The organism is Tateyamaria omphalii (assembly GCF_001969365.1).
GTDB classification, from domain to species: domain Bacteria; phylum Pseudomonadota; class Alphaproteobacteria; order Rhodobacterales; family Rhodobacteraceae; genus Tateyamaria; species Tateyamaria omphalii_A.
Window position 1 is genome coordinate 3,118,987 of sequence record NZ_CP019312.1, and the last position, 21,692, is coordinate 3,140,678.

Consider the following 21,692-nt stretch of genomic DNA (forward strand, 5'->3'; position numbering starts at 1 on the left):
CCCGATATGAAACTCGTAAGATATGGTGACGTAGGTCACGAAAAGCCGGGCCTCATGGACGGCGACACGCTGCGCGACCTGAGCGCCCACATTGACGACATCCATGGCGCCACGCTGGGTGACGGCACGCTCGACAAGCTGCGCAACATCGACCTCGCCACGCTACCTGCCATTGATGGATCGCCAAGGATCGGCCCCTGCGTCGGCAACGTCGGCAAGTTTCTCTGCATCGGTCTCAATTACTCCGACCACGCCGCAGAACAGGGGCTTCCGATCCCGGAACATCCCATTCTGTTCTTCAAGGCGAACTCGGCCATCGTCGGCCCCAATGACGACGTGGTGATGCCGCGCGGCTCCAAACGCACGGACTGGGAGGTCGAGCTGGGCGCGGTGATCGGCAAGACCTGCAAATACGTGTCGAAGGACGACGCGCTCGATTATGTGGCGGGCTACTGCATCGTCAACGACGTCTCCGAACGCGAATTTCAACAGAACCTCACCGGCCAATGGACCAAGGGCAAATCATGCGACACTTTCGGACCTACGGGTCCGTACCTCGTGACGCGGGACGAGCTTGGAGACCCCCAAGCCCTCGACATGACCCTCTCGGTCAACGGCAAACGGATGCAGACCGGCAACACGGCCACCATGATCTTCTCCGTGGCCGAGATCATTGAACACCTGTCGCACCTCTTCACCCTGCATCCCGGCGATGTGATCAGCACCGGCACGCCGCCCGGCGTGGGCGATGGGATGAATCCGAAAACCTATCTCAAGGTTGGCGACGTGATGGAGCTTGAAATCGCCGGTCTCGGCACCCAACGGCAAGAGGTGAAGCAAGATGCCTGATCTTCTGCAAATCGGTGGCATCACCGACGCCATGCGTGATCGTCTGGCAGAACGCTTCACAATCCACCAGGCCACGGGCGACTACCCGGCGGACGCGATCACCCACATCGTCACCAACGGCCACGATGGCGTGCCCGCCGACATCCTCGCCAACTGCCCCAACGCAAGAATGGCCGCCAGCTACGGCGTCGGCTACGACGCGATCGACACCGACGCCTGCGTGGAACGGGGCATCATCGTCACGCACACCCCCGATGTGCTGAACGCCGAAGTGGCCAGCACCGCCATCATGCTCATGCTCACCAGCTTCCGCAATTTCCTGAGCGACGAGGCGCACGCCCGCTCCGGCAATTGGGAAACGCAAGGCAACGCGCCGCTGTCGCGCAGCGCCGACAATAGGCGCGTCGGCATCCTCGGGCTGGGGCGCATCGGCCAGGCCATCGCAGACAAGCTCGCGCCCTTCAACCCCGACATCCACTACCACACCCGCAGCCGCAAAGACGTTCCCTACACCTACCACGACACCCTGGTAGACATGGCACGCGCGGTCGAGGTGATCATCTGCATCACCCCCGGCGGCCCCTCGACCCACCATATCGTCAACGCCGATGTGATGGAGGCTTTGGGGCCAGACGGCACGCTCATCAACGTCTCCCGCGGCTCAGTCATCGACGAGGCGGCGATGGTCGCCGCTCTACAATCGGGCACGCTGGGCTATGCGGCATTGGATGTGTTCGAGGAGGAACCCAAAATCCCGGACGCGCTCAAATCCATGTCCAACGTCATCCTCCTGCCCCATGTCGGCAGCGCCACGCACGAAACCCGCGCCGCCATGGGTACGCTGGTGGTGGACAACCTGATCAGCCATCTCGACAACGGCCTCGTCATCTCACCCGTACCTGAAACCAAACACCTCAATGGCTAGGATCACAGATGTCACCGCCCGCCTCTTCACCGTGCCGCTCGATGAAATCCTCGTCGATGCCAAGCACGGCGATCACAGCCACTTCCACCTGATCACGGCGACGGTCACGCTGGACGATGGGCGCACCGGCACCGGGTACACCTACAACGGCGGGCGCGGCGGGCACGCCACAGCGGCGATGATCACCCACGACCTCGCGCCGTTCCTTGTGGAGCAAGACGCCGAGAACGTGGAACAGCTCACCCACGCCATGGACGAACACCTGCACTATGTGGGCCGCGGCGGCATCCTGTCCTTCGCCATCTCTGCCGTCGATATCGCCCTTTGGGATGCACGGCTGAAAGGCACCGGCCAGTCACTCGTTCAAGCGGCGGGCGGCGCCTCGGACAGATGCAAGGCCTACGCAGGTGGCATCGACCTCGGCTTCGACCTGCCGAAACTTCTCGACAGCATCCGCACCTATCTGGCGCGCGGCCACAACGCGGTCAAAATAAAGATCGGCCAACCGACCCAAGCCGAGGATCTGGACCGGATCAAGGCGGTGCGCGACTTCATCGGCCCCGACATCACCTTCATGGTCGACGCCAACTATTCCATGACCACCGATCAGGCGATCAGCATGGCCAAGGCGATGAAACAATTCGACATCGAATGGTTCGAAGAGCCCATCGAACCCGACCATTTCGAAGACTTCGCCAAAATCCGCGATGCCAGCGGGATCAAGGTCGCCCAGGGCGAAAACCTTCACACCCTGCACGAGTTTCGCCGCGCCCTGCCCCATGTTGATTTCATCCAGCCCGATGCCTCGAACTGCCTCGGCATCACCGGCTGGCTCGAAGTGGCCAAGATGGCAAAGGACGCCAATGTCCCCGTCTGCAGCCACGGCATGCAGGAGTTGCACGTCTCGCTCGTCTCCAGCCAACCCCATGGCGGCTGGCTCGAAGTGCACAGCTTCCCCATTGACCGCTACACGACCCGGCCTCTGGTGACCGAGGATCACCTCGCCGTGGCACCCGATGTACCGGGCATCGGCGTGGAATTCGATTGGTCGAAACTCACGCCACACGAAATCACCTTGTAAACGAAAACGGGCGGCACTATCGGCACCGCCCGTTTTCCATTTATCGCGCGTGGATCACTCCGTTGGGCCCAACGCGTTCAGCCCTTTCAGGATGTCGATGGCATAGGCCAATTGATAATCCTCTTCCCGCAAATCCGCTGCCGCCTGTGCCTTGGCACGGTCCGCCTCGATCTGCTTGATCTGATCCTCGCTCAGCGAATCGTTGTCCAGGCTCCCGCGCAATTCGCCTTCGGTCCTGGGACCAACTGCGCTCGCGGGCGCATCCTCTTCCTCATCCTCGGCAGGGCGACGGCGCGGCTGTTCCACCACGATGTCAGGGCTCACACCCAGCGCCTGAATAGACCGGCCAGAGGGCGTGTAATACCGCGCCGTGGTCAAGCGCATGGCCCCATCCCCGCGAAGCGGCATGACCGTCTGGACCGACCCCTTGCCAAAGCTCTTGGTGCCCACAACGATGGCGCGGCGGTGGTCCTGCAAGGCCCCCGCCACGATCTCGGACGCGGATGCGGACCCGCCATTGATCAGCACCACAATGGGCTTGCCCTGCGCCAGATCACCCGGCGTCGCGTTGAACCGATCACCATCTGCGGGGTCGCGGCCACGGGTCGAAACGATCTCACCCTCTTCCAGAAACGCATCCGACACGCGGATGGCCTGGGTCAGCAACCCACCGGGATTGTTACGTAAATCCAGGACAAAGCCGTTCACGGCATCCATGCCGCCCAGCGTCTCAACCTCTTCTTCCAGCTTGGACACAAGGTTCGGCGTGGTCTTGTCGTTAAAGGTGGTCACGCGCAGCACAACCGTCTCGCCCTGGCTCCGGCTGCGCACGGCCTGCAGCTCGATCGTGTCGCGAATGATGGATACATCAAAGGGCTCCGTCTCGCCCTCGCGCACCACGGTAACGATGATCTCGGACCCGACCGGCCCGCGCATCTTGTCGACCGCTTCGTCCAGCGTCAGGCCCAGCATCGACTCGCCGTCCACATGCGTGATGAAGTCTCCGGCTTCGATCCCGGCCTCGGCGGCGGGGGTGCTGTCGATGGGCGACACCACCTTGATGAACCCCTCTTCCTGGGTCACTTCAATGCCCAGACCGCCAAACTCGCCACGGGTCTGCACCTGCATCTGCGCCGCATCATCGGGCGACAAATAGCTCGAATGCGGGTCGAGCGAGGTCAGCATCCCGTCAATCGCCGCCTCGATCAGTTCGCCCGGCTCAACCTGTTCGACATATTGCCCGCGGATCCGCTCAAAGATGTCACCGAACAGGTCAAGCTGCTCATACACACTTGAATTTGCGGCTTTTTCCTGCGCCAGCAGCGGCCCCGCAACCTGCGTCGTGGCAATCACACCTGCCACCGTTCCGCCCAATGCGGCCATTACGAATTTCTTCATTACAGCTTATCCATCCTGTTCGGTGCTGAACCATTCAAGCGGGTCCATTGGCACATTATTCTCTCTTACCTCTATATAGAGCGTTTCCGAACGCTCAGCGCCACCCCCTTCACCACCTGTTGAAGGGCCATTTGATGCAGGCAAGCCGCCCATCAAGCCCAGGGGGGTGCTGGCGGCAATGATCTGGCCGGTCTTGCCATAGCTCACGGCCATCCCCGCCAGAACGATCAAGGTGCCGGGGCGCGGTTCAAGGATCGTCACTGTGCCAAAGTCCAGAAGCGGCCCGACATAGCGCAGGGTGGCCGCGGTGGGCGCACTGACAAGAGTGCCGGGACGAGTGGCCAGCAGGATACCGGGACGGGCAATCCCGGCAGCATCCGGCTCTCCGGCGCGACGCAAGATCACACCCCGCGCGGGCATCGGAAATTCGCCGATCAGGTCATCAACTTCCGGCGGCGTCCAGCCGACATCGCCCTCGACAATGCTGGCCAGCCCGCTTGAAAACGCATCCAGCGTCTCGGCCGAGGCAATCAGGATCGCGGTGCGCACCGGATCTTCGCTAAAGCGTTGCGGCAGGTCCGTGCGCTCCGCCATCGCCTGGTTCAGCGCCGACCGGGCGGTCTGCACTTCGGTCAGACCGGTCTGCAATTGCGCCGCCGCCTGCTCTTGCAGCAGGCGCAGGCTTTCCACATCGCTCAGATCCTTCCGCAACTGCGCCGCCCTCTGGTTCAGCGCCGGAGTCAACTCCGCCAGCAACATCCCCGCACGCGCCGTCCCGTTCGGGCCGTCCGGGTGCAGGAACGCCGTGGGTGCCTCATCCGGCGTAAGCGTCTGTAAAACAGCGACAAGCTGCGCGATCTCTGCATCGCGGGCCTGCAACTGCGCGCGCAACTGCGCCTCCCGAATGGCAGCGCGGCGCAGGCCCGCGCGCATCGCCGAGAGGCCCGCCTCATAGGCGTGAACCGTATCTGTCAGGGCGCGCACGCGGTTGCGCGCGCTCTCGGCCTCCGCCAACCGGACAGAGGCCGCCTCAAGCTGTGCCCCCGCCTCGCGCGCCAGCGCACCGGCATCCTCTTGCGCCCAAAGGGGCAAGGCGCAAACGCAAAGGAAGAAAGCGGCCAGCGTCCTCATGCGATCAGACTGTCGCCCGTCATCTCGACCGGCTTTTCCAGCCCCATCAGTTGCAAGAGCGTCGGCGCCAGATCAGCAAGACGACCGTCCCTTATACCGCCCTCCGCCCCGATCAGCGCAACTGGGACAAGGTTGGTGGTATGCGCAGTATGCGGCGCGCCGGTGTCGGGGTCGACCATCACTTCGCAATTGCCGTGATCCGCCGTCAGGATCATCGCGCCGCCCGCCGCCTCAAGCACCGGCAACACACGCCCCAACCCTGTATCCACCGCCTCACAGGCGGCAATGGCGGCCTCAAGATCGCCAGTATGGCCCACCATATCAGGGTTGGCATAATTCACGACGATCAGGTCATAGCCCTCTTTGATGGCCTCGATAAACCTGTCCGTCACCTCGACCGACGACATCTCCGGTTGCAGATCATAGGTCGCAACGGAGGGCGACTTGGGCATCGCCCGATCCTCGCCCACCTCGGGCTGCTCCTCTCCCCCATTCAGGAAAAAGGTCACATGCGGGTACTTCTCCGTCTCTGCCAGGCGGAACTGGCGCAACCCCGCCTTGGCCACCCATGCCCCCAGCGTGTTCACAATCTCCGGCTTGGGATAAACGGTGGTCATATAGGCCGCGTGATCCTCGGAATAATCCGCCATCCCCATCAGCCCCGCCCAGTCCGGGCGGCCGTCAGGGGCGAAGGCGTCAAAGCCCGGGTCGCCCAGCGCCGCGAGGATCTCACGCGCGCGGTCAGCACGGAAATTCAGGCAGAACAGGCCGTCACCATCTTTCGCACCTTTGTAGCCATCCATGACGGCGGCGGGGATGAACTCGTCGGTCTTGTCATCGTCGTAAGCAGACTCGATGGCCGCCTGCGCCGTCTCGACGATCCGGCCATCCGCGCGGACCATGGCGGAAAAGGCACTTTCGACCCGGTCCCAGCGATTGTCCCGGTCCATCGCAAAATACCGACCCGTCACGGTGACCACCCGCGCGCCCGCAGGCAGCGCATCGTTCAACTGGTCCAGATAGGTCAACGCTGATTTCGGAGCCACATCGCGCCCGTCCGTAATGGCGTGAATGACGACAGGCAGGCCTGCATCGGTACAGGCCTTGGCCGCGGCAATCATGTGGTTGATATGCCCATGCACCCCGCCATCCGACAGCACGCCCATCAGATGGGCCCGCCCCTCGGCTTCCTTGATGGCATTGATCCAGTCGGTCAGGCGCGGATTGCGAAAGAAACTGCCGTCCTCGATGGCCAGATCAATCTGGCCCAGATCCATCGCAACGACGCGGCCCGCACCAATGTTGGTATGCCCGACCTCCGAATTGCCCATCTGCCCGCGCGGCAGGCCAACGTCAGGACCATGGGTGATCAGGGTCGCGTGGCTGCACGTCTCCATAATCCGGTCGATGGTCGGCGTGCGGGCCAGTTTGGGCGCATTCCCGGCCTCATCTGCACGCAGTCCCCAGCCATCCATGATGCACAGAACAACGGGTTTGGGTGGTGCCATCTGACGGGTCCTTCCAATGTGATGCCCGCGTTCTACCGCGCGGCCCCACGCTTGGAAAGAACACTTGCCAGCCGGACGCAACCCAGTACGCTTCCTGCCGGACGAAGGGGGAGAAGATGAGCAAACACATGCTGGTGCACCTGAACGTGGTGCGCCCCCTTGGTGCGTTCAGTGCCAGCCACCCCAACGCGCAATTCTTCTTTGGCGAGCTGCCCAAGGTCTTTGCGCGGGCCAAGGCTGATGACGGCATGTTCTGGCACAACCACGGCGCCCGGATGCCCGACGGCAGCTACGGCGACATGAACGACCTGCTCAGCCTGCAAACCGACCGGACAGAGGACAATTTCCACATCCTCACCATGGCCGGGTGGCGCGATGCGAAGGCCATGCACAGCTTTGCCTACCGCGATGCGCTGCACCGGGACGGCATGAAGACCTTGCGCGATTGGGTGGACCGGTCCGAAGGGGCGACGATGGTGCTGTGGTGGGCGATCAAAGGCACGCGCGTGGCACTGGAAGACGGCTGGAACAAGCTGCAAAACCTGCGATCAAACGGCCCCAGCGCAGAGGGTTTCACCCTGCAAAGCCGCTTTCCACCACCCGACTGACCAGCCAGAAACTTGCACCGCTCAGCCGATCCGCTCTGGCAGCCCCTTGCCATTGTTCCACCACCGATGCGGGTTGTCGCGATTGGGATCGTAAGCCGCCCGGCTCGCCCAATCCTCGCGCAGAAAGATCACCGGCTCCTCATAGTGATGGACCTCCAGCACGGCATCCATCACCTTTTCCAGCACTGCCAGATCCCGCTCGATGGAAATCTTCAATTCCACCATGGGATAGGTCTCCGTCCCGCCCGGCGCAAACCCCGCCACATGGGTGGTGGTGGTCGATCCGGCCTTGGGCTGCGCCGTCTCCGCCCCCACCGCAGAAATGCTCGCATTGCGCTGATAGCGGCCATAGCTCAGCGGATGCACGGCCATCACCGCATCCAGAATGCGGTCCGTGTCTTCGGGCAATGTCTGGATTTCCAGCGTCCAAACCGGGACAAACGTGCCCGATGCGGCCTTGTAAGTGTCGAGTGTCATGCGTTTCCTCTCAATCCGGGTTGCCGCGGGTGAAGCTGATCTTTGACAGGTCGGGCGCCGGGCCGGTCGTGGGCAGCACCTCCACCGGGGCCGCCCCCGGTGTCAAAATATGGCGCAACAGGCCCACGGGATGGGCGCGCAGGGTCAGGCGGGTCGACACGTAATCCTCGACCACTTGCTCGCCCAGCGTCATCTCGGGCAAAAGCGCCGTGGGCTCGTCCACCACCTCGCCGTCCAGATCCTTGGCAAAGAGCGGCAGAATGTGACCGGGGGCGATGGCCTTGGCCTGCCACAGCGCATCGCGCCGCTTGATGCCCGCCCCGGCAAAGGCATCCGCCTCGGCCAACCGCTCGATCACCGCAACGCCCACACCCGCCCGGCGCCAGATGTCCTGCACGGACTGGTAGCCGTTGCCGCGGGCCACAGTGATCCACTCGGCATCTTCCTCGCTCAGCCCCTTGATCTGTCGGAACCCCAACCGCAGGGCGAGGCCCCCCTTGCCATCCGGCTCCATCGCGTTGTCCCAAAAACTCGCGTTCACGCAGATGGGCCGCACCTCGACCCCGTGTTCACGCACATCGCGCACGATCTGGGCGGGCGCGTAGAACCCCATGGGCTGCGAGTTCAAAAGCGCGCAGGCAAAGATGCCGGGATGGTGGCACTTGATCCAGCTTGAGGCATAAACAAGCAGCGCAAAGCTCGCAGCATGGCTTTCGGGGAAACCATACGAACCAAAGCCTTCGATCTGTGAAAAACACCGCTCGGCAAAGTCATCCTTATATCCATTCTTGCGCATGCCCCGCAAAAACAGCGCGCGGAATTCGCTGACGCTGCCATGCTTTTTGAACGTGGCAAGCGACCGCCGCAGCCGGTCCGCCTGATCAGGAGTGAACCCCGCGCCCACAATAGCGATCTGCATCGCCTGCTCCTGAAAGAGCGGCACGCCCAACGTCTTGCCCAGCACCGCGCCCAATTCATCGGAGGGAAAGGACACCTCCTCCTCCCCATTCCGCCGCCGGATGTACGGATGCACCATGTCGCCCTGAATGGGCCCGGGGCGGATGATCGCGACCTCGATCACCAGATCATAGAAATTGCGCGGCCGCATCCGAGGGAGAAAATTCATCTGCGCCCGGCTTTCCACCTGAAACACACCGATACTGTCGGCTGCGCACAGCATATCATAAACACGCGGGTCCTCGGGCGGTAGAGTGGCGAGGGTGTAGTCCTGATGGTGGTGCATCTTTAAAAGGTCGAACGCCTTGCGGATGCAGGTCAGCATGCCCAGGGACAGCACATCAACCTTCAGGATGCCAAGCGAGTCGATATCATCCTTGTCCCAGCAGATGACGGTGCGGTCCTCCATCGTCGCATTCTCGATGGGGACGAGTTCGTCCAGCCGCCCCTCGGTCACGATGAAGCCGCCCACATGCTGGCTGAGATGCCTAGGAAACCCGTTGATCTCGTAGACCAGTTCGATGGTCTGCTGCAGACGGCGGTCACTGAAATCGAGGCCGATCTCAGCCATCCGCTCCGCCTCCAACCCCTTGGTCGAAAAAAAGCCCCAGAGCTGTGAGGACAGCGCGCTGATCGTATCCTCTGTCAGACCCATGGCGCGGCCTACTTCGCGGATCGCGCGCTTGCCCCGGTAATGCACGACCGTGGCGCACAGGCCCGCACGTTCGCGGCCATAGGTCTCGTAGATGTGCTGTATCACCTCCTCGCGCCGCTCGTGTTCGAAATCGACGTCAATGTCGGGGGGCTCGTCCCGAGCCTCGCTGACGAAACGCTCGAACACCATCGTGCCCATCTCTGGACTGACAGAGGTGATGCCCATGCAATAGCACACCACCGAATTGGCCGCCGAGCCCCGCCCCTGGCACAGGATGCCGCGGGACCGGGCGAAGTGGACGATGTCTCTGACGGTCAGGAAATAGGGCTCGTAGTTCAACTTGGCGATCAGGGCAAGTTCATGGCGCAGAAGCCGCTGCGCCTTCTCCGGCGCGCCGCCGGGATAGCGCCATTTCAGTCCCTCATAGGCCAACCGTTCCAGCCGCTGGCTGGGGGTCTCGTTCTCTGTAATTTCTGACGGGTATTCATATCGCAATTGATCAAGCGAGAAGGTCAGGCGTTGGGCCACTTCTCCGGTGCGGTGCACTGCCGCCTCGTGCCCGGCAAAGAGGCGCAGCATGTCTGCCTCATGGCGCAGCCGCCCTTCGCCATTGCTGAGCGCAGCACGACCCAGCGCATCCACACGGCATTTCAAGCGAATGGCGCTGACCACATCGGCCAGCTTGCGCCGGGCGCCGTGGTGCATACGCGGCGCGGCGGATGCGATGGTGGGCAGGCCCAATTCCTGCGCCTGATCCGCGATCCAGTCAAAGCGGATTCTATCTCGTCCGTCATAGCGTGGAGTCATCAACACATGGATGTTCCCGGCAAAGCGGCGCGTCAGCCGTCGCGCAGCTTGCACCCAATCAACCGCGCCGCCGTGCACCGTCTGCGTCTGTGGCCACACAAGCAGGTGGAGACCGCCCGCAAACTCTTCGAGGTCTTGAAGTTGCAGATCGCATTCCCCCTTTTCGGCCCTGCGCCGCCCCTTCGAGATGACCCGACACAGCGACCGCCACCCCTGCCGGTCCATGGGCAGCACCGTGATGGGCGGCGCATCGGAAAACATCAGCCGTGCGGCAGGGATCAGACGAGGCACCACAGTGATGGGCGCGCTTGCCGGGGCAGGGATGTGCGCAGGCCTCGGCGGGCCGATCAGACCATGGACGGCGTCGAACTCTTTCCGCTCTTTCACACTGCGGGCAATCACCTTGGCCTGCGTATGCGCCCGCACAATCCCGGCGACCGAATTGTCGTCGGCAATGGCCAACGCCTTCATCCCGATCAGCGCGGCACGGTTCACATACTCCTCGGGGTGGGACGCCCCGGTGAGGAAGGTGAAATTCGACGTGATCGACAGTTCGGCAAACATGGGTACGGCAGATTCGGTGGCAGCAGAACGCCAGTATATTCACTTTTTGTTCTCATTTGAACGGCCGAATTTTGGGGCTCTGCCCCGTCCTTCGGACTCCCCGGGATTTTTTGAACCAGAGAAGCATGACGGTTGCGCATCATTCGGGTCGTGTGGCCCCAGATCATGGGCGCAAGATCGGGCAAAGGAGACGACAATGCCCACATTCACCGCCCTACCCACCGACATCGTCCAAGCCTACCGCGCGGGCGCGCCCGACGCCTTTGGCAACCCGCCCGAGCGGCACATCTCGAACGGATCCGGCAATCCGTGCCGTCACTGCCTGCGCGATGTACCAAAAGGGGCCGAGATGCTGGTGCTGGCCCACAAGCCCTTCGACGGCGAACATCCCTATGCCGAGGTCGGGCCGATATTCCTCTGCGCCGATGCCTGCACGCGCGGGGGTGGTGCCGACCTGCCCCCGATCCTCACCACCTCGCCCGACTATCTGCTCAAGGGATACGGGGCCGACGACCGGATCGTCTATGGCACCGGGGCCATCACGCCCACGCCCGACATTGCCGACCGGATCGCCTCTATTTTCAACGATCCGCGCATCGCCTACATCCACGTGCGCTCTGCCCGCAACAATTGCTACCAGGCCCGTATCGACCGCACGCCATGACCCCTTGTCTGGCCTGCCACCTTGGCCCATAAACGCGCCCGCACGCGCCTCAAGCCAAGGATAGCCAACATGCCCATCGACGCGCCGGAAACCAAGACTGTCCACACGCGTCGCGTGGCCTGTGACGGAGGAGAAGGGGCGCTGGGCCACCCGCGGGTCTGGCTGCAGATCCCCGAGGATACAGGCTGGGTTGAATGCCCCTATTGCGACTGCAAATACGTTTACGCGGACAAGAACACCTGACAGCGTCAGCCGTGGGCGCCCATGGCCTGCGCCACGCAGGCGGCAATGTCGGGGTCCAAGCCGCCCTCTGTCAGAATAAATGCTCCGATCCTATGCCCGGCCCAGAATTGCAGCCGATCCCCACCCTTGGTGCGGCCGCGCCCTTTGGCCGTCCCGGTTGACCGGTGGATGTACGTGTATGTCGCGCGCCCGCTTACGCCATCGGAACAGGAAAACACCGCGCGTCCCGTTCCCAGCGCTGTGCGGTTCCACGTTCCCGAACAGGTCGCACCGGACAGGCCGCGCGCCTCAAGCACACCACTTTCGCGCCCAAAGGTGCGGCCCACATAGTAGTCCTTGCCATCGAGCGTGCAGCCAATGAAGGGCACACAATAATTGTTCTTGAGCGTACAGTCATCATCCGCGCGCACTGGCAGGGCAAAGAAAACGAACACAGGTAAAAGTACCAGCCAACGCATCTGCGCCTCCGTCTTGCAAAGTCCTGCCTGGCTTAGCACCCCCATTTCCGAAGATCGACCATGACATGGGAACGGCCGGAGATGGCGCCAGTGCGGCCCTCAATGCCGCATCTGTGCCGATCCGCCGCTAATCATCAATCACCTGCCGGATCAGCGCATCCACCTGCGTCTGCACCCGCGCATTGGCCTGCTCGATCTTCTCCGACAGCTCGCGGATCTCGGTCGCGATGATGGCAAAGCCGCGGCCCTGCTCGCCCACATGCGCCGCCTCGATCGACGCGTTGATGGCGATCAGGCCGACATTCTGTGAAATCTCACTGATCTCGTGCAGGGCCGTGCGGGCATCGGCGCCGGTCTGGGTGGCCGTGGCCCGCCGTGCCACGCGGTCGCCGTGCAATTCCGCGCTCAATCGATTCACCAGCTTGGCAAAATGCGCGTTGAACTCCGTCGCGGCAAAGCGGGTCAGCTCGCGCAAATGGCCGGCATCGCATGTGCCCTGCTCGAACTGGCGGGCAACATCGGTCACTTCGGCCACAAACCGGCGCATCGCATCGACGCTCTCCGGCAGGTCGGAAACGGTGTGCCGCAGCCAGCTCAGCGCCTCCGGATCAATCCCCCGCTCGGGCTGCGTCCCGGCCAGCAAGCGCACACCCGAATGGGCACCGGGCATGGCCCGCTGGATCCCCTCGATACATTTCTTGTGATCCTCGGGATCGTCAAACAGCATCCCGGCAGCGCAATACAGCGTCGCCCGCGCGCAATGCGAGCGGATCATGTCCACCGCCCGCAATAACTCAACCCGGGCCGCAATCCCGGTTGCCCCGGACTGTTGGCCCAATACATCAGTCACATCGCCCAGGCGGTTCATCGCAGTCATGCGCCCGTTCTGGCAAATCGAGGTTAACAAAACGCTTGTGCTTTCCCCTTTTCGGGATTCATGGCACATCACCGGGACACGGGGCTAACAGGGGGCACTTCACATGGGTTTCGGCAAGGGATGTCACCTGCATCTGATCGACGGATCGGCCTTTATCTTCCGCGCCTACCACGCGCTGCCGCCGCTCACGCGCAAGTCCGACGGTCTGCCCATCGGGGCGGTGTCGGGATTTTGCAACATGCTGTATAAGTATGTTGAGGGGAACCATGGCCCCGACGCGCCTACTCATGTTGCCGTCATCTTTGACAAGGGCAGCCACACCTTCCGCAATGACATGTACGACCAGTACAAGGCCAACCGCGAAGCGATGCCAGAGGACCTGCGCCCGCAGATCCCGCTGACCCGCACCGCGACAGAAGCCTTCAACATCGCCTGCAAGGAGAAGGAGGGGTACGAGGCCGACGACATCATCGCCACCCTCGCCGTGCAGGCGCGCGCCGCCGGCGGCCGCGTCACCATCATCTCGTCCGACAAGGACCTGATGCAGCTTGTCGGCGACGGGGTCGAAATGCTCGACGCGATGAAAAACGCCCGCATCGACCGTGACGGGGTGTTCGAGAAATTCGGCGTCTACCCCGACCGCGTCGTGGATGTGCAAGCGCTCGCCGGGGACAGCGTCGACAACGTGCCCGGCGCGCCCGGCATTGGAGTGAAAACCGCGGCGCTCCTCATCAACGAATACGGCGACCTCGACGCGCTGCTCGACCGGGCTGGGGAGATCAAGCAGCCCAAGCGCCGCCAGACCCTGATCGACCACGCCGACCAGATCCGCCTCTCGCGCGACCTCGTCCAGCTCGATGAAAACACGCCGCTCGACTTCACGCTCGACGACCTCGAAGTGCAAGACGCGAAACCCGATCAACTCATGCCTTTCCTCGCGGAGATGGAATTCCGCACCCTCACCCGCCGCATCGCCGACCAACTCGGCGTCGAAGCGCCCGAGATCAAGGAACCCGAAGCGCCCCAGGACGCCCCCGAGGCGCCCGGCTTTGACGACGCCACCTATGAACACGTGGAAAACGCCGACCAGCTGCAGGCGTGGATCGACCTGATCTATGAACGGGGCTACGTGGCGGTCGATACTGAAACTACCGCACTCAATGAAATGACCGCCGATCTGGTGGGCATCTCACTGGCGGTGAACGCGGGCCACGCCTGCTACGTGCCTTTGACGCACAAGCAGGGCGGCGATGATCTCTTCGGCTCCGACGATCTGGCCGAAGGTCAGATGCCGCTGGAAACCGCGCTCGACATGCTCAAACCCGTGCTCGAAGACGACAGCATCGTCAAAATCGGCCAGAACATGAAATACGACGCCAAGATCTTTGCGCGTCTTGGCATCCACGTCGCCCCCATCGACGACACCATGCTTCTGTCCTACGCCTTGCACGGCGGGCTGCACAATCACGGCATGGATACGCTCAGCGAACGCTATCTCGGCCACACGCCGATCCCGATCAAACCGCTGCTTGGCTCCGGCAAATCCGCCAAAACCTTTGACCAAGTCCCGCTCGAAGACGCAGTGAAGTACGCCGCCGAGGACGCCGACATCACGCTCCGCCTCTGGCAACTGCTCAAGCCGCAACTGCACCGGGCGCAGGTCACAAAGGTCTATGAAACGCTCGAACGCCCCATGGTCCATACGCTTGCGTCCATGGAGCGCTCAGGCATCAAGGTCGACCGCGATACGCTCAGCCGCATGTCCAACGCCTTCGCCCAGAAGATGGCGGGGCTCGAAGATGAAATCTACGAGCTTGCAGGGCGCAAGTTCAACGTCGGCTCCCCCAAGCAACTCGGCGAAATCCTCTTTGACGAAATGGGAATCGAGGGCGGAAAGAAAGGCAAAACAGGCGCTTACGCCACGGGTGCCGACGTGCTCGAAGACCTCGCAACCGTCCACGAACTCCCCGCCCGCGTGCTCGACTGGCGGCAACTCAGCAAACTCAAATCCACCTACACCGACGCGCTGCAGGACCATATCAACCCGGACACGGGCCGCGTCCACACGTCCTACTCCATCGCGGGCGCGTCCACCGGGCGGCTCGCCTCCACAGACCCCAACCTGCAAAACATACCCATTCGTACGGAAGAAGGGCGCCGCATCCGCGAAGCGTTCGTGTCAGAGCCAGGCAAGACCCTCGTCGCGCTCGACTACTCCCAGATCGAGTTGCGCATTCTCGCCCACATCGCCCAGATCCCTGAACTGAAGCAGGCCTTTGACGACGGCATCGACATCCACGCGCTCACCGCCTCCGAAATGTTCGACGTGCCCCTGGACGAAATGACGCCCGAGATCCGCCGCCAGGCAAAGGCCATCAATTTCGGCGTCATCTACGGCATCTCGGGCTTCGGCCTCGCCCGCAACCTGCGCATCCCGCGGGCCGAGGCGCAGGGCTTCATCGACCGCTATTTCGAACGCTTCCCCGGCATCCGCACCTACATGGACGACACCAAGGCGTTCGCCAAGGAACACGGCTACGTCCAGACCCTCTTTGGGCGCAAGATCCACACGCCCGAGATCGGTTCAAAGGGCCCGCGCGCAGGCTTCGCCGCCCGCGCCGCCATCAACGCGCCGATCCAGGGCACCGCCGCCGACGTCATCCGCCGCGCCATGATCCGCATGCCCGCAGCGATAAAAGAGCTTCCCGCTGCAATGCTACTGCAAGTCCACGACGAACTGCTGTTCGAAGTGGACGTTGCCGCGGTTGACGACCTGATCGGCGTGGCCAAGGACGTGATGGAAAGCGCCAATGACCCCGTCGTGCATTTGGATGTGAAATTGACAGTGGACGCAGGCCAAGGACAGAATTGGGCTGAAGCGCACTGACGACAGCGCCGGTTCGGTCATCGGTCGCAGAAGCGGCTTGCCCATTCCACGCCGCGACATGAATGGCTAACGTGCGCTCCGAGCTGGAGCGTAGCAGAACACAATCTGCTAGACTGCCCGAATGACGACGGCCAACCGATATAGCTTTCGCAACGCTACTCTCGACGATCTCGCTTTGCTGAAAGGATGGCAATCGACCCCGCATGTTCGCGAGTGGTGGGATGCAGATGAACCATATGATGCAGATGACTTGGCGGATCCCCGTGTTGCCCGCTGGATCGTTTCGTTTTCAGGGCAGCCTTTTGCGTACATGCAAGACTATACTGTCCATGGGTGGGACGATCACCATTTTGCCCATCTTCCAACGGGGTCGCGTGGAATTGACCAGTACATCGGAGACCCCGAAAGGCTTGGCTTGGGCCACGGCTCAGCGTTTATCACCTTGCGAATGCAAGCCATCTTTGACGCCGGCGCCCCTGTGATCGCGACCGATCCGCATCCAAAAAATGCTAGGGCGATAGCCGTCTACGCAAAACTGGGTTTCGCGCCATCTGGACCACCACAAGAAACACAATGGGGCGTTGTTTTACCGATGGTGGCCAAAAACGTGAGAGGTGCATGACAGCAGAGCGCGACCCGACACGGAAAGACGCCGCCAGGGCATCAAACCCCGTTGACGCGCCGCTGGTGCAGTGTCGGCACACTGTGAACACATGCTTAGGTCCGACGCTACAGTTGTCCCGCTGTCATCGTTCACCTCTGCGATAGGGAGCCATGAGCGCGTCAGGGACGCGGGCGCGGCGTGCAACCAGGATGAGCGCGCCGATGGACAGGACGTAGGGGGCCATCAGGAACAGCTGGTAGGGCACGCCCTCGACCACCGTTTGCAGGCGCAGCTGATAGGCATCGAAGAAGGCGAAGAGCAGCGCACCGAGCAGGGCCTTGCCCGGGCGCCACGAGGCAAAGACGACCAGCGCGATGCAGATCCAGCCCCGGCCCTGCACCATCTCGGGAAAGAAGCTGTTGAAGGCTGCGGTGGTCAGGAACGCGCCGCCCACGGCCATCAGCGCCGACCCGGCAACAACGGCGCCAATGCGGATGCGGATCGGGTTCAGCCCCTGTGCCTCGACCGCGTGCGGGTTTTCGCCGGTCATGCGGATGGCGAGGCCAAGCGGCGTGCGCGCCAGCATGTAGGCCATGACCGCGACCGACAGCAGCGCCAGATAGGTCGGCAGTGTCTGTGAAAACAGGATAGGGCCAAGCACGGGAAGTTCGGACAGGATGGGAATGCTGAGTGGGCCGAAGGGCTCGATCGTGGGGGGCAGGTCGCCAACGACCACGATCAGACGATAGAGATAGTAGGACAGGGCCGACGCAAAGAGCGTGATGCCAAGCCCGGACACATGCTGCGACAGGCCAAGCGGCACAGTGAGCATGGCGTGCAAAAGCCCCATCAACCCGCCGCTAATCGCGGCAACCAACAGGCCCGCCCACAGATCCGCGCCCATGTAGACCGTCAGCCAACCGGTCATGGCGCCCATGGTCATAATTCCCTCGATCCCCAGGTTCAGGACGCCCGACCGCTCGCACAAGAGCGCCCCCAGAACGCCAAAGATCAAAGGCGTCGCGATGCGCAGGACCGCCGCCCAGAGACTGGTGTTCAAGAGCAACTCCAGCGCGTCGATCATCGCCGCACCCGATAGGTCGTGAACATGAGCGCAACCAGCATCGTGAGCAGGCAAAGTGCCACAATGACATCCGCGATAAAGCTGGGGACGCCGGTCGCCCGGCTCATCGCGTCGGCGCCGACGAACACGGTCGCCACAAAGAGTGCGGCGGCCACAACTCCCGCCGGATGCAGGGCCGCAAGCATCGCCACCACGATGCCCGCATAGCCGAAACCGGGCGACATGGTGGTGGTCACACCGGCGGTCACGCCCAGCACCTCGACCGAGCCTGCCAACCCCGCAAGTGCGCCCGACAGCATGGCCACGCCCATCAGGGTGCGCGGCAGCGAAATGCCCGCGAATGTCGCCGCGCGCGCGTTCAGACCGGCGGCGCGTGTTTCGGCACCAAAGACGGTGCGGGCAAGGATGACCCAAACGACCGCTGCTGCGGCGAGAGCGAACAGAAATCCGATGTGAAGGCGCGTGCGCGGCACGAGGTCGGGCAACCGGAAGGCCCCATCGACCGGGACCGAGGACGGCCAGCCAAAGGCCAGCGGATCGCGCAGCGGTCCCTCGATCATCATGCCGACGAACAGGATCACGATGAAATTCAGCAGGAGCGTTGTCACCACTTCGTCCACGCTGAAGCGCAGCCGCAGATAGGCGGGTCCAGCCAGCAGAAGCGCCCCGGACGCCATGCCCGCCACCATCAGAACCGGAATGCCCAAAGGACCCGGCAGGGACAGCGAGTGCCCGATCCATGCGGTCACCAACGCGCCCACAAAGAACTGCCCCTCCGCGCCGATATTCCACAGCCGCGCGCGAAAAGCGACGGCGGCGGCGAGGCCCGTCAGGATCAGCGGCGTCGCGCGGGTCAGCATTTCAGTTATCGACAGGCGCGACCCAAGCGCGCCAACCACCATCTCGACATAGGCGGTCAGGGGGCTGACGCCTGCCGCGGCGATCAGGCCGCCAGCCAGCAACAGGGCGACAGCCACCGCGGCCAGCGGCGCGACGACGACAAGGCGCAGCGGCACCTGGGCGCGCCGTTCAAGCCGCATGGTCGTCTTCCTGCCAGACGCCCGCCATCATCAGGCCAAGCCTGCGCGCATCTGCGTCCTTGGCCGCGACGGGTTCGGACAGCCGCCCCTTTACGATGGCCTGGATACGGTCGGACAGAGCGACCGCCTCTTCCAATTCCTCGGATATCAAGAGGATGGCTGCCCCCTTGGACCGGGCCGCCAGAAGTTCGGCGTGGACCGCCGCAATGGCGCCTTCGTCAAGCCCGCGGGTCGGTTGATTGGCCAGCACGAAACGCGGACCGATCGACAGGCAGCGCCCGAGGATCAGCTTTTGCATGTTGCCACCCGACAGCAGGCGGGTGCGCGTGTCGGGGGTCGCGCCGCGGATGTCGAAGCGGTCGATCAGGTCGGCGGCGTAGGATTTGCACGCCGCTTTGCGCACGAACCCCCGGTGCGAGAATTCGGGGCTGCGCAGCCGTTCGAGCACTGCGTTTTCCCAGACGGCCAGTTCGCCGACCGTCCCTTCGCTGTGGCGATCCTCGGGCACGCGGCCCGCGCCTGCGGTAATCATGGCGCGCGGGCCCAGGGGGCCCACGTCCTGTCCGGAGAGAGTCACGCGGCCCGATGCCGGTTTCGTCAGCCCTGAGAGCACGGCGCCAAGCGCGGCTTGCCCGTTGCCGGAGACGCCGACGATGCCCAGCACCTCGCCAGCATGGACGGTGAACGACAGGTCGTCGAGGAGGGTTTCGCCCTGTTCTTCGACCCGCACGTTGTCCGCGATGATGACCGGGCTGCCGATCTGGTGGCCCTGCCGCACCGGGCGCGCGACCTTGCGTCCGACCATGAGTTCTGCCAGCTCGTCCGGGTTGGTTTGTGCCGTTTTGCGTTCGGCCACCATTTGCCCGGCGCGCAGGACCGCGACCCGGTCCGATGCGGCCATCACCTCGTGCAGCTTGTGGCTGATAAAGATCAGCGACAGCCCTTCCCTCGTCATGTCGCGCAGGGTTTCGAAGAGCCGCTGCGCCTCCGGTCGGGCCAGGACGGCGGTGGGTTCATCCAGGATCAGGACGCGCGCGTCACGGTAGAGTGCCTTGAGGATTTCGACGCGCTGACGTTCGCCCACGGAGAGTTGGTTCACCTGTGCGTCGGGTGAAACGGGCAGGCCGAACCGGTCGGCGATCTGCATGAGTTTTTGTCGTGCTCTGGCCCGTGCCGAACGCAGGGAAAGGAGGCTTTCGGAGCCGAGCATAACATTGTCGAGTACGGTCAGGTTGCCTGCCAGAGTGAAATGCTGGTGGACCATGCCCACGCCCGCGTCGATGGCGGCGCGCGGCTGGCCCGGTGGCAGGTCCTGCCCGAACACGCGTACCGTGCCGGCATCGGCAGCGTAGTGGCCAAAGAGGATGTTCATCAGCGTGGTTTTGCCCGCCCCGTTTTCGCCCAGCAGGGCCAGGATTTCGCCCTGCCCGAGCGACAGGGTGACGTTGTCGTTGGCGGCGAGGGCGCCAAAGCGCTTGGTGATACCGTTAAGCTCGAGCGCGGGGGTCATGTGGGCAGTCCCGCAATGGAATGGGGGTAGGTGAGCGCCGGTGCGCGTTGTTCGATCTGTGCTGCGAGGCGGCAGAGCTGCAGGTCGGCCCCGCGCGGCCCCCACAGCTGGATGCCGACGGGCATGTCGCCCTGCATCCCGAAGGGCAGCGCCAATGCGGGCAGTCCCGCGACATTGGCGAGGGCCGCGTTCGGGGCAAACGCCTCCATTCTTGCGAAATGGGCGTCGGTGTCGGTGTGGTTCAGGTCGAAGGCGCCGACCGGGGGTGGCGGGGAGGATAAGACCGGGCAGAGGATAGCATCGACATGGGCGAACATTCTGTGCGCATCATCGGCCATCCGGGCCATGCGCTGGGTCACGGCAAAGAGGTCGGTGGCCCGCAGCGCACGCCCTTCGGCGGCCACGGCGGCGATGAGGGGTGGAACTTCGTCGTCCGGGACGTCGAGCGCGGCGAGCCACTCGGCAAGGGACACCGACAGGATGGTTCTGGCGATGGCGTGTGCGTTGCCGCCCATGGTGTCAGGGGCGAGGATGTCTTCGATTATGAAACCTGCGTCGGTCAGCGCGGACGCGGCGGCGCGGGCTGCGGCACCTTGCGCTGCGTCGCATCTTGCAGGAATGGCGAGTGCGATGCGGTGGGTGTCTCGTCGTGGCGTTGGCAGTGTTAAGACCTGTGCGGTCTTGAACGCGGCGGTCACGTCGCGGACGGAGCGGGCCAGGACGAGCTCGGACGCGATGCCCATGAGGTGATTGCTGAAATCGGGACCTGCGACCACGGCCCCGCGCGACGGTTTCAACCCGACCAGCCCGCAACAGGCGGCAGGGACGCGGATGGAGCCGGCGGCGTCGGTGGCGTGGGCCAGGGCAACGATTCCGGAGGCGACGGCAGCCGCCGCGCCGCCCGAAGACCCGCCGGGGGTCAAGGACGGGTTCTAGGGATTGCGGGCCGGGGCAAGACCCTGGGGCGTGCTGTCGAGCGCCAGGCCGAAGGGTGGGACCGTTGTCAGGCCAAACGGGATCAAACCGGCATCACGAAAGGCTGCAAACAGGTTGCTGTCTGCATCCGGCGGCACAGGGCGCGCGCGTAACGCGCCAGCCCCGGCAGAAATAGGCAAACCCTGAGCCGCCGACCCGAGGTCTTTGCCAAGAAACGGCACGCCGTGAAAGGGACCGCGACCCGTCAAGGGCGAGGCGTCAGCCGCAGCCGCACTTGCGCGCCCACGGTCCGCGTCCAGCAGGGCCACAGCACCCAGATCCGTCCGCATTTGGCTGGCGGCAAGGCTCGCCTCCATCACCGCGCGGGCACTGGTGCGCCTGTCGGAAACGGCAGCGGCGAGTGCTGTGGCATCACGCATGCATCACCGC

General features: G+C 63.6%; 18 protein-coding genes and 1 pseudogene. 8 read left to right on the forward strand and 11 right to left on the reverse strand.

The genetic code is table 11. The features are described 5' to 3' along the window. Positions 1 to 6 precede the first annotated feature (6 nt). From BWR18_RS15625 to BWR18_RS15635, 3 genes are read left to right on the forward strand one after another with little or no spacing between them, the layout of a single operon-like run. Positions 7 to 849 (forward strand): fumarylacetoacetate hydrolase family protein, encoded by an 843-nt coding sequence (locus tag BWR18_RS15625; RefSeq protein ID WP_076629368.1) that lies wholly within the window; start codon positions 7 to 9, stop codon positions 847 to 849. Further along, on the forward strand, positions 842 to 1,774 hold the full coding sequence (locus tag BWR18_RS15630; protein ID WP_076629369.1) for a 2-hydroxyacid dehydrogenase: 933 nt from the start codon (positions 842 to 844) through the stop codon (positions 1,772 to 1,774). Before BWR18_RS15625 ends, BWR18_RS15630 begins: the two co-directional genes overlap by 8 nt. Next, on the forward strand, positions 1,767 to 2,855 hold the full coding sequence (locus BWR18_RS15635) for a mandelate racemase/muconate lactonizing enzyme family protein (RefSeq protein ID WP_076629370.1): 1,089 nt from the start codon (positions 1,767 to 1,769) through the stop codon (positions 2,853 to 2,855). The genes BWR18_RS15630 and BWR18_RS15635 overlap by 8 nt, the downstream gene beginning before the upstream one ends. Positions 2,856 to 2,909: 54 nt before the next feature. Here the strand turns inward: BWR18_RS15635 and BWR18_RS15640 are convergent, their stop codons facing one another. From BWR18_RS15640 to gpmI, 3 genes are read right to left on the reverse strand one after another with little or no spacing between them, the layout of a single operon-like run. Continuing rightward, the gene (locus BWR18_RS15640; RefSeq protein WP_076629371.1) at positions 2,910 to 4,253 is read right to left on the reverse strand and encodes a S41 family peptidase; all 1,344 of its coding nucleotides are present in this window, start codon (positions 4,251 to 4,253) and stop codon (positions 2,910 to 2,912) included. A 6-nt stretch (positions 4,254 to 4,259) separates the two neighbouring features. Further along, positions 4,260 to 5,345 (reverse strand): murein hydrolase activator EnvC, encoded by a 1,086-nt coding sequence (locus BWR18_RS15645; RefSeq protein WP_368073622.1) that lies wholly within the window; start codon positions 5,343 to 5,345, stop codon positions 4,260 to 4,262. A gap of 35 nt (positions 5,346 to 5,380) precedes the next feature. Next, positions 5,381 to 6,892, reverse strand: coding sequence for a 2,3-bisphosphoglycerate-independent phosphoglycerate mutase (gpmI, locus tag BWR18_RS15650; RefSeq protein WP_076629373.1), 1,512 nt, complete (start codon positions 6,890 to 6,892; stop codon positions 5,381 to 5,383). A gap of 116 nt (positions 6,893 to 7,008) precedes the next feature. Here gpmI and BWR18_RS15655 point away from each other — a divergent pair, with 116 nt between their 5' ends. Continuing rightward, positions 7,009 to 7,500, forward strand: a complete 492-nt coding sequence (locus BWR18_RS15655; RefSeq protein ID WP_076629374.1) for a DUF3291 domain-containing protein — start codon at positions 7,009 to 7,011, stop codon at positions 7,498 to 7,500. Between the two features lie 21 nt (positions 7,501 to 7,521). Here BWR18_RS15655 and BWR18_RS15660 read toward each other — a convergent pair whose 3' ends face one another. Continuing rightward, positions 7,522 to 7,977, reverse strand: coding sequence for a hypothetical protein (locus BWR18_RS15660; protein ID WP_216637304.1), 456 nt, complete (start codon positions 7,975 to 7,977; stop codon positions 7,522 to 7,524). Between the two features lie 10 nt (positions 7,978 to 7,987). Next, positions 7,988 to 10,960, reverse strand: a complete 2,973-nt coding sequence (locus BWR18_RS15665; RefSeq protein WP_076629375.1) for an error-prone DNA polymerase — start codon at positions 10,958 to 10,960, stop codon at positions 7,988 to 7,990. 196 nt (positions 10,961 to 11,156) lie between these two features. Between BWR18_RS15665 and BWR18_RS15670 the strand changes: the two genes are divergently transcribed. Further along, positions 11,157 to 11,624: a DUF1203 domain-containing protein gene (locus BWR18_RS15670; RefSeq protein WP_076629376.1), complete on the forward strand. Its 468-nt coding sequence runs from the start codon at positions 11,157 to 11,159 to the stop codon at positions 11,622 to 11,624. A gap of 69 nt (positions 11,625 to 11,693) precedes the next feature. Further along, entirely contained in the window at positions 11,694 to 11,867 is a 174-nt protein-coding gene (locus BWR18_RS15675; protein WP_076629377.1) for a zinc-finger domain-containing protein, read from the forward strand. 5 nt (positions 11,868 to 11,872) lie between these two features. On the opposite strand, the gene BWR18_RS15680 is transcribed toward BWR18_RS15675, so the two are convergent. Both BWR18_RS15680 and BWR18_RS15685 read right to left on the reverse strand, forming a co-directional pair. Beyond that, a complete protein-coding gene (locus tag BWR18_RS15680; protein ID WP_076629378.1) occupies positions 11,873 to 12,325 on the reverse strand; it encodes a hypothetical protein in 453 nt (150 codons plus the stop codon). A gap of 127 nt (positions 12,326 to 12,452) precedes the next feature. Further along, a complete protein-coding gene (locus BWR18_RS15685; RefSeq protein ID WP_076629379.1) occupies positions 12,453 to 13,202 on the reverse strand; it encodes a methyl-accepting chemotaxis protein in 750 nt (249 codons plus the stop codon). A gap of 103 nt (positions 13,203 to 13,305) precedes the next feature. On the opposite strand from BWR18_RS15685, the gene polA reads away from it, so the two are divergent. Both polA and BWR18_RS15695 read left to right on the forward strand, forming a co-directional pair. Continuing rightward, positions 13,306 to 16,089 (forward strand): DNA polymerase I, encoded by a 2,784-nt coding sequence (gene polA / locus BWR18_RS15690; RefSeq protein ID WP_076629380.1) that lies wholly within the window; start codon positions 13,306 to 13,308, stop codon positions 16,087 to 16,089. Between the two features lie 121 nt (positions 16,090 to 16,210). Beyond that, the gene (locus BWR18_RS15695; protein ID WP_076629381.1) at positions 16,211 to 16,711 is read left to right on the forward strand and encodes a GNAT family N-acetyltransferase; all 501 of its coding nucleotides are present in this window, start codon (positions 16,211 to 16,213) and stop codon (positions 16,709 to 16,711) included. 124 nt (positions 16,712 to 16,835) lie between these two features. Here the strand turns inward: BWR18_RS15695 and BWR18_RS15700 are convergent, their stop codons facing one another. The 4 genes and pseudogenes from BWR18_RS15700 to BWR18_RS22500 form a co-directional block, all read right to left on the reverse strand. Next, positions 16,836 to 17,777 carry an ABC transporter permease gene (locus BWR18_RS15700; protein ID WP_076629382.1) on the reverse strand — a complete coding sequence of 314 codons (942 nt, stop codon included), beginning with the start codon at positions 17,775 to 17,777 and terminating at the stop codon, positions 16,836 to 16,838. Continuing rightward, on the reverse strand, positions 17,774 to 18,817 hold the full coding sequence (locus BWR18_RS15705; protein WP_076629383.1) for an ABC transporter permease: 1,044 nt from the start codon (positions 18,815 to 18,817) through the stop codon (positions 17,774 to 17,776). The genes BWR18_RS15700 and BWR18_RS15705 overlap by 4 nt, the downstream gene beginning before the upstream one ends. Beyond that, entirely contained in the window at positions 18,807 to 20,327 is a 1,521-nt protein-coding gene (locus BWR18_RS15710) for an ABC transporter ATP-binding protein (RefSeq protein ID WP_076629384.1), read from the reverse strand. Before BWR18_RS15710 ends, BWR18_RS15705 begins: the two co-directional genes overlap by 11 nt. After that, positions 20,324 to 21,682 (reverse strand): annotated as a pseudogene (locus BWR18_RS22500) (amidase). The gene BWR18_RS15710 and the pseudogene BWR18_RS22500 overlap by 4 nt, the downstream one beginning before the upstream one ends. Between the last annotated feature and the right edge of the window lie 10 nt (positions 21,683 to 21,692).

Bases quoted from the DNA above. Each gene is read 5' to 3' on its own strand.
- BWR18_RS15665 (WP_076629375.1), bottom strand. From the start codon at position 10,960: ATGTTTGCCGAACTGTCGATCACGTCGAATTTCACCTTCCTCACCGGG.
- BWR18_RS15655 (WP_076629374.1), top strand. From the start codon at position 7,009: ATGAGCAAACACATGCTGGTGCACCTGAACGTGGTGCGCCCCCTTGGT.
- polA (WP_076629380.1), top strand. From the start codon at position 13,306: ATGGGTTTCGGCAAGGGATGTCACCTGCATCTGATCGACGGATCGGCC.
- BWR18_RS15680 (WP_076629378.1), bottom strand. From the start codon at position 12,325: ATGCGTTGGCTGGTACTTTTACCTGTGTTCGTTTTCTTTGCCCTGCCA.
- BWR18_RS15710 (WP_076629384.1), bottom strand. From the start codon at position 20,327: ATGACCCCCGCGCTCGAGCTTAACGGTATCACCAAGCGCTTTGGCGCC.
- BWR18_RS15700 (WP_076629382.1), bottom strand. From the start codon at position 17,777: ATGATCGACGCGCTGGAGTTGCTCTTGAACACCAGTCTCTGGGCGGCG.
- BWR18_RS15685 (WP_076629379.1), bottom strand. From the start codon at position 13,202: ATGACTGCGATGAACCGCCTGGGCGATGTGACTGATGTATTGGGCCAA.
- BWR18_RS15635 (WP_076629370.1), top strand. From the start codon at position 1,767: ATGGCTAGGATCACAGATGTCACCGCCCGCCTCTTCACCGTGCCGCTC.
- BWR18_RS15660 (WP_216637304.1), bottom strand. From the start codon at position 7,977: ATGACACTCGACACTTACAAGGCCGCATCGGGCACGTTTGTCCCGGTT.
- BWR18_RS15705 (WP_076629383.1), bottom strand. From the start codon at position 18,817: ATGCGGCTTGAACGGCGCGCCCAGGTGCCGCTGCGCCTTGTCGTCGTC.
- BWR18_RS15625 (WP_076629368.1), top strand. From the start codon at position 7: ATGAAACTCGTAAGATATGGTGACGTAGGTCACGAAAAGCCGGGCCTC.
- BWR18_RS15675 (WP_076629377.1), top strand. From the start codon at position 11,694: ATGCCCATCGACGCGCCGGAAACCAAGACTGTCCACACGCGTCGCGTG.
- BWR18_RS15670 (WP_076629376.1), top strand. From the start codon at position 11,157: ATGCCCACATTCACCGCCCTACCCACCGACATCGTCCAAGCCTACCGC.
- BWR18_RS15630 (WP_076629369.1), top strand. From the start codon at position 842: ATGCCTGATCTTCTGCAAATCGGTGGCATCACCGACGCCATGCGTGAT.
- gpmI (WP_076629373.1), bottom strand. From the start codon at position 6,892: ATGGCACCACCCAAACCCGTTGTTCTGTGCATCATGGATGGCTGGGGA.
- BWR18_RS15695 (WP_076629381.1), top strand. From the start codon at position 16,211: ATGACGACGGCCAACCGATATAGCTTTCGCAACGCTACTCTCGACGAT.
- BWR18_RS15640 (WP_076629371.1), bottom strand. From the start codon at position 4,253: ATGAAGAAATTCGTAATGGCCGCATTGGGCGGAACGGTGGCAGGTGTG.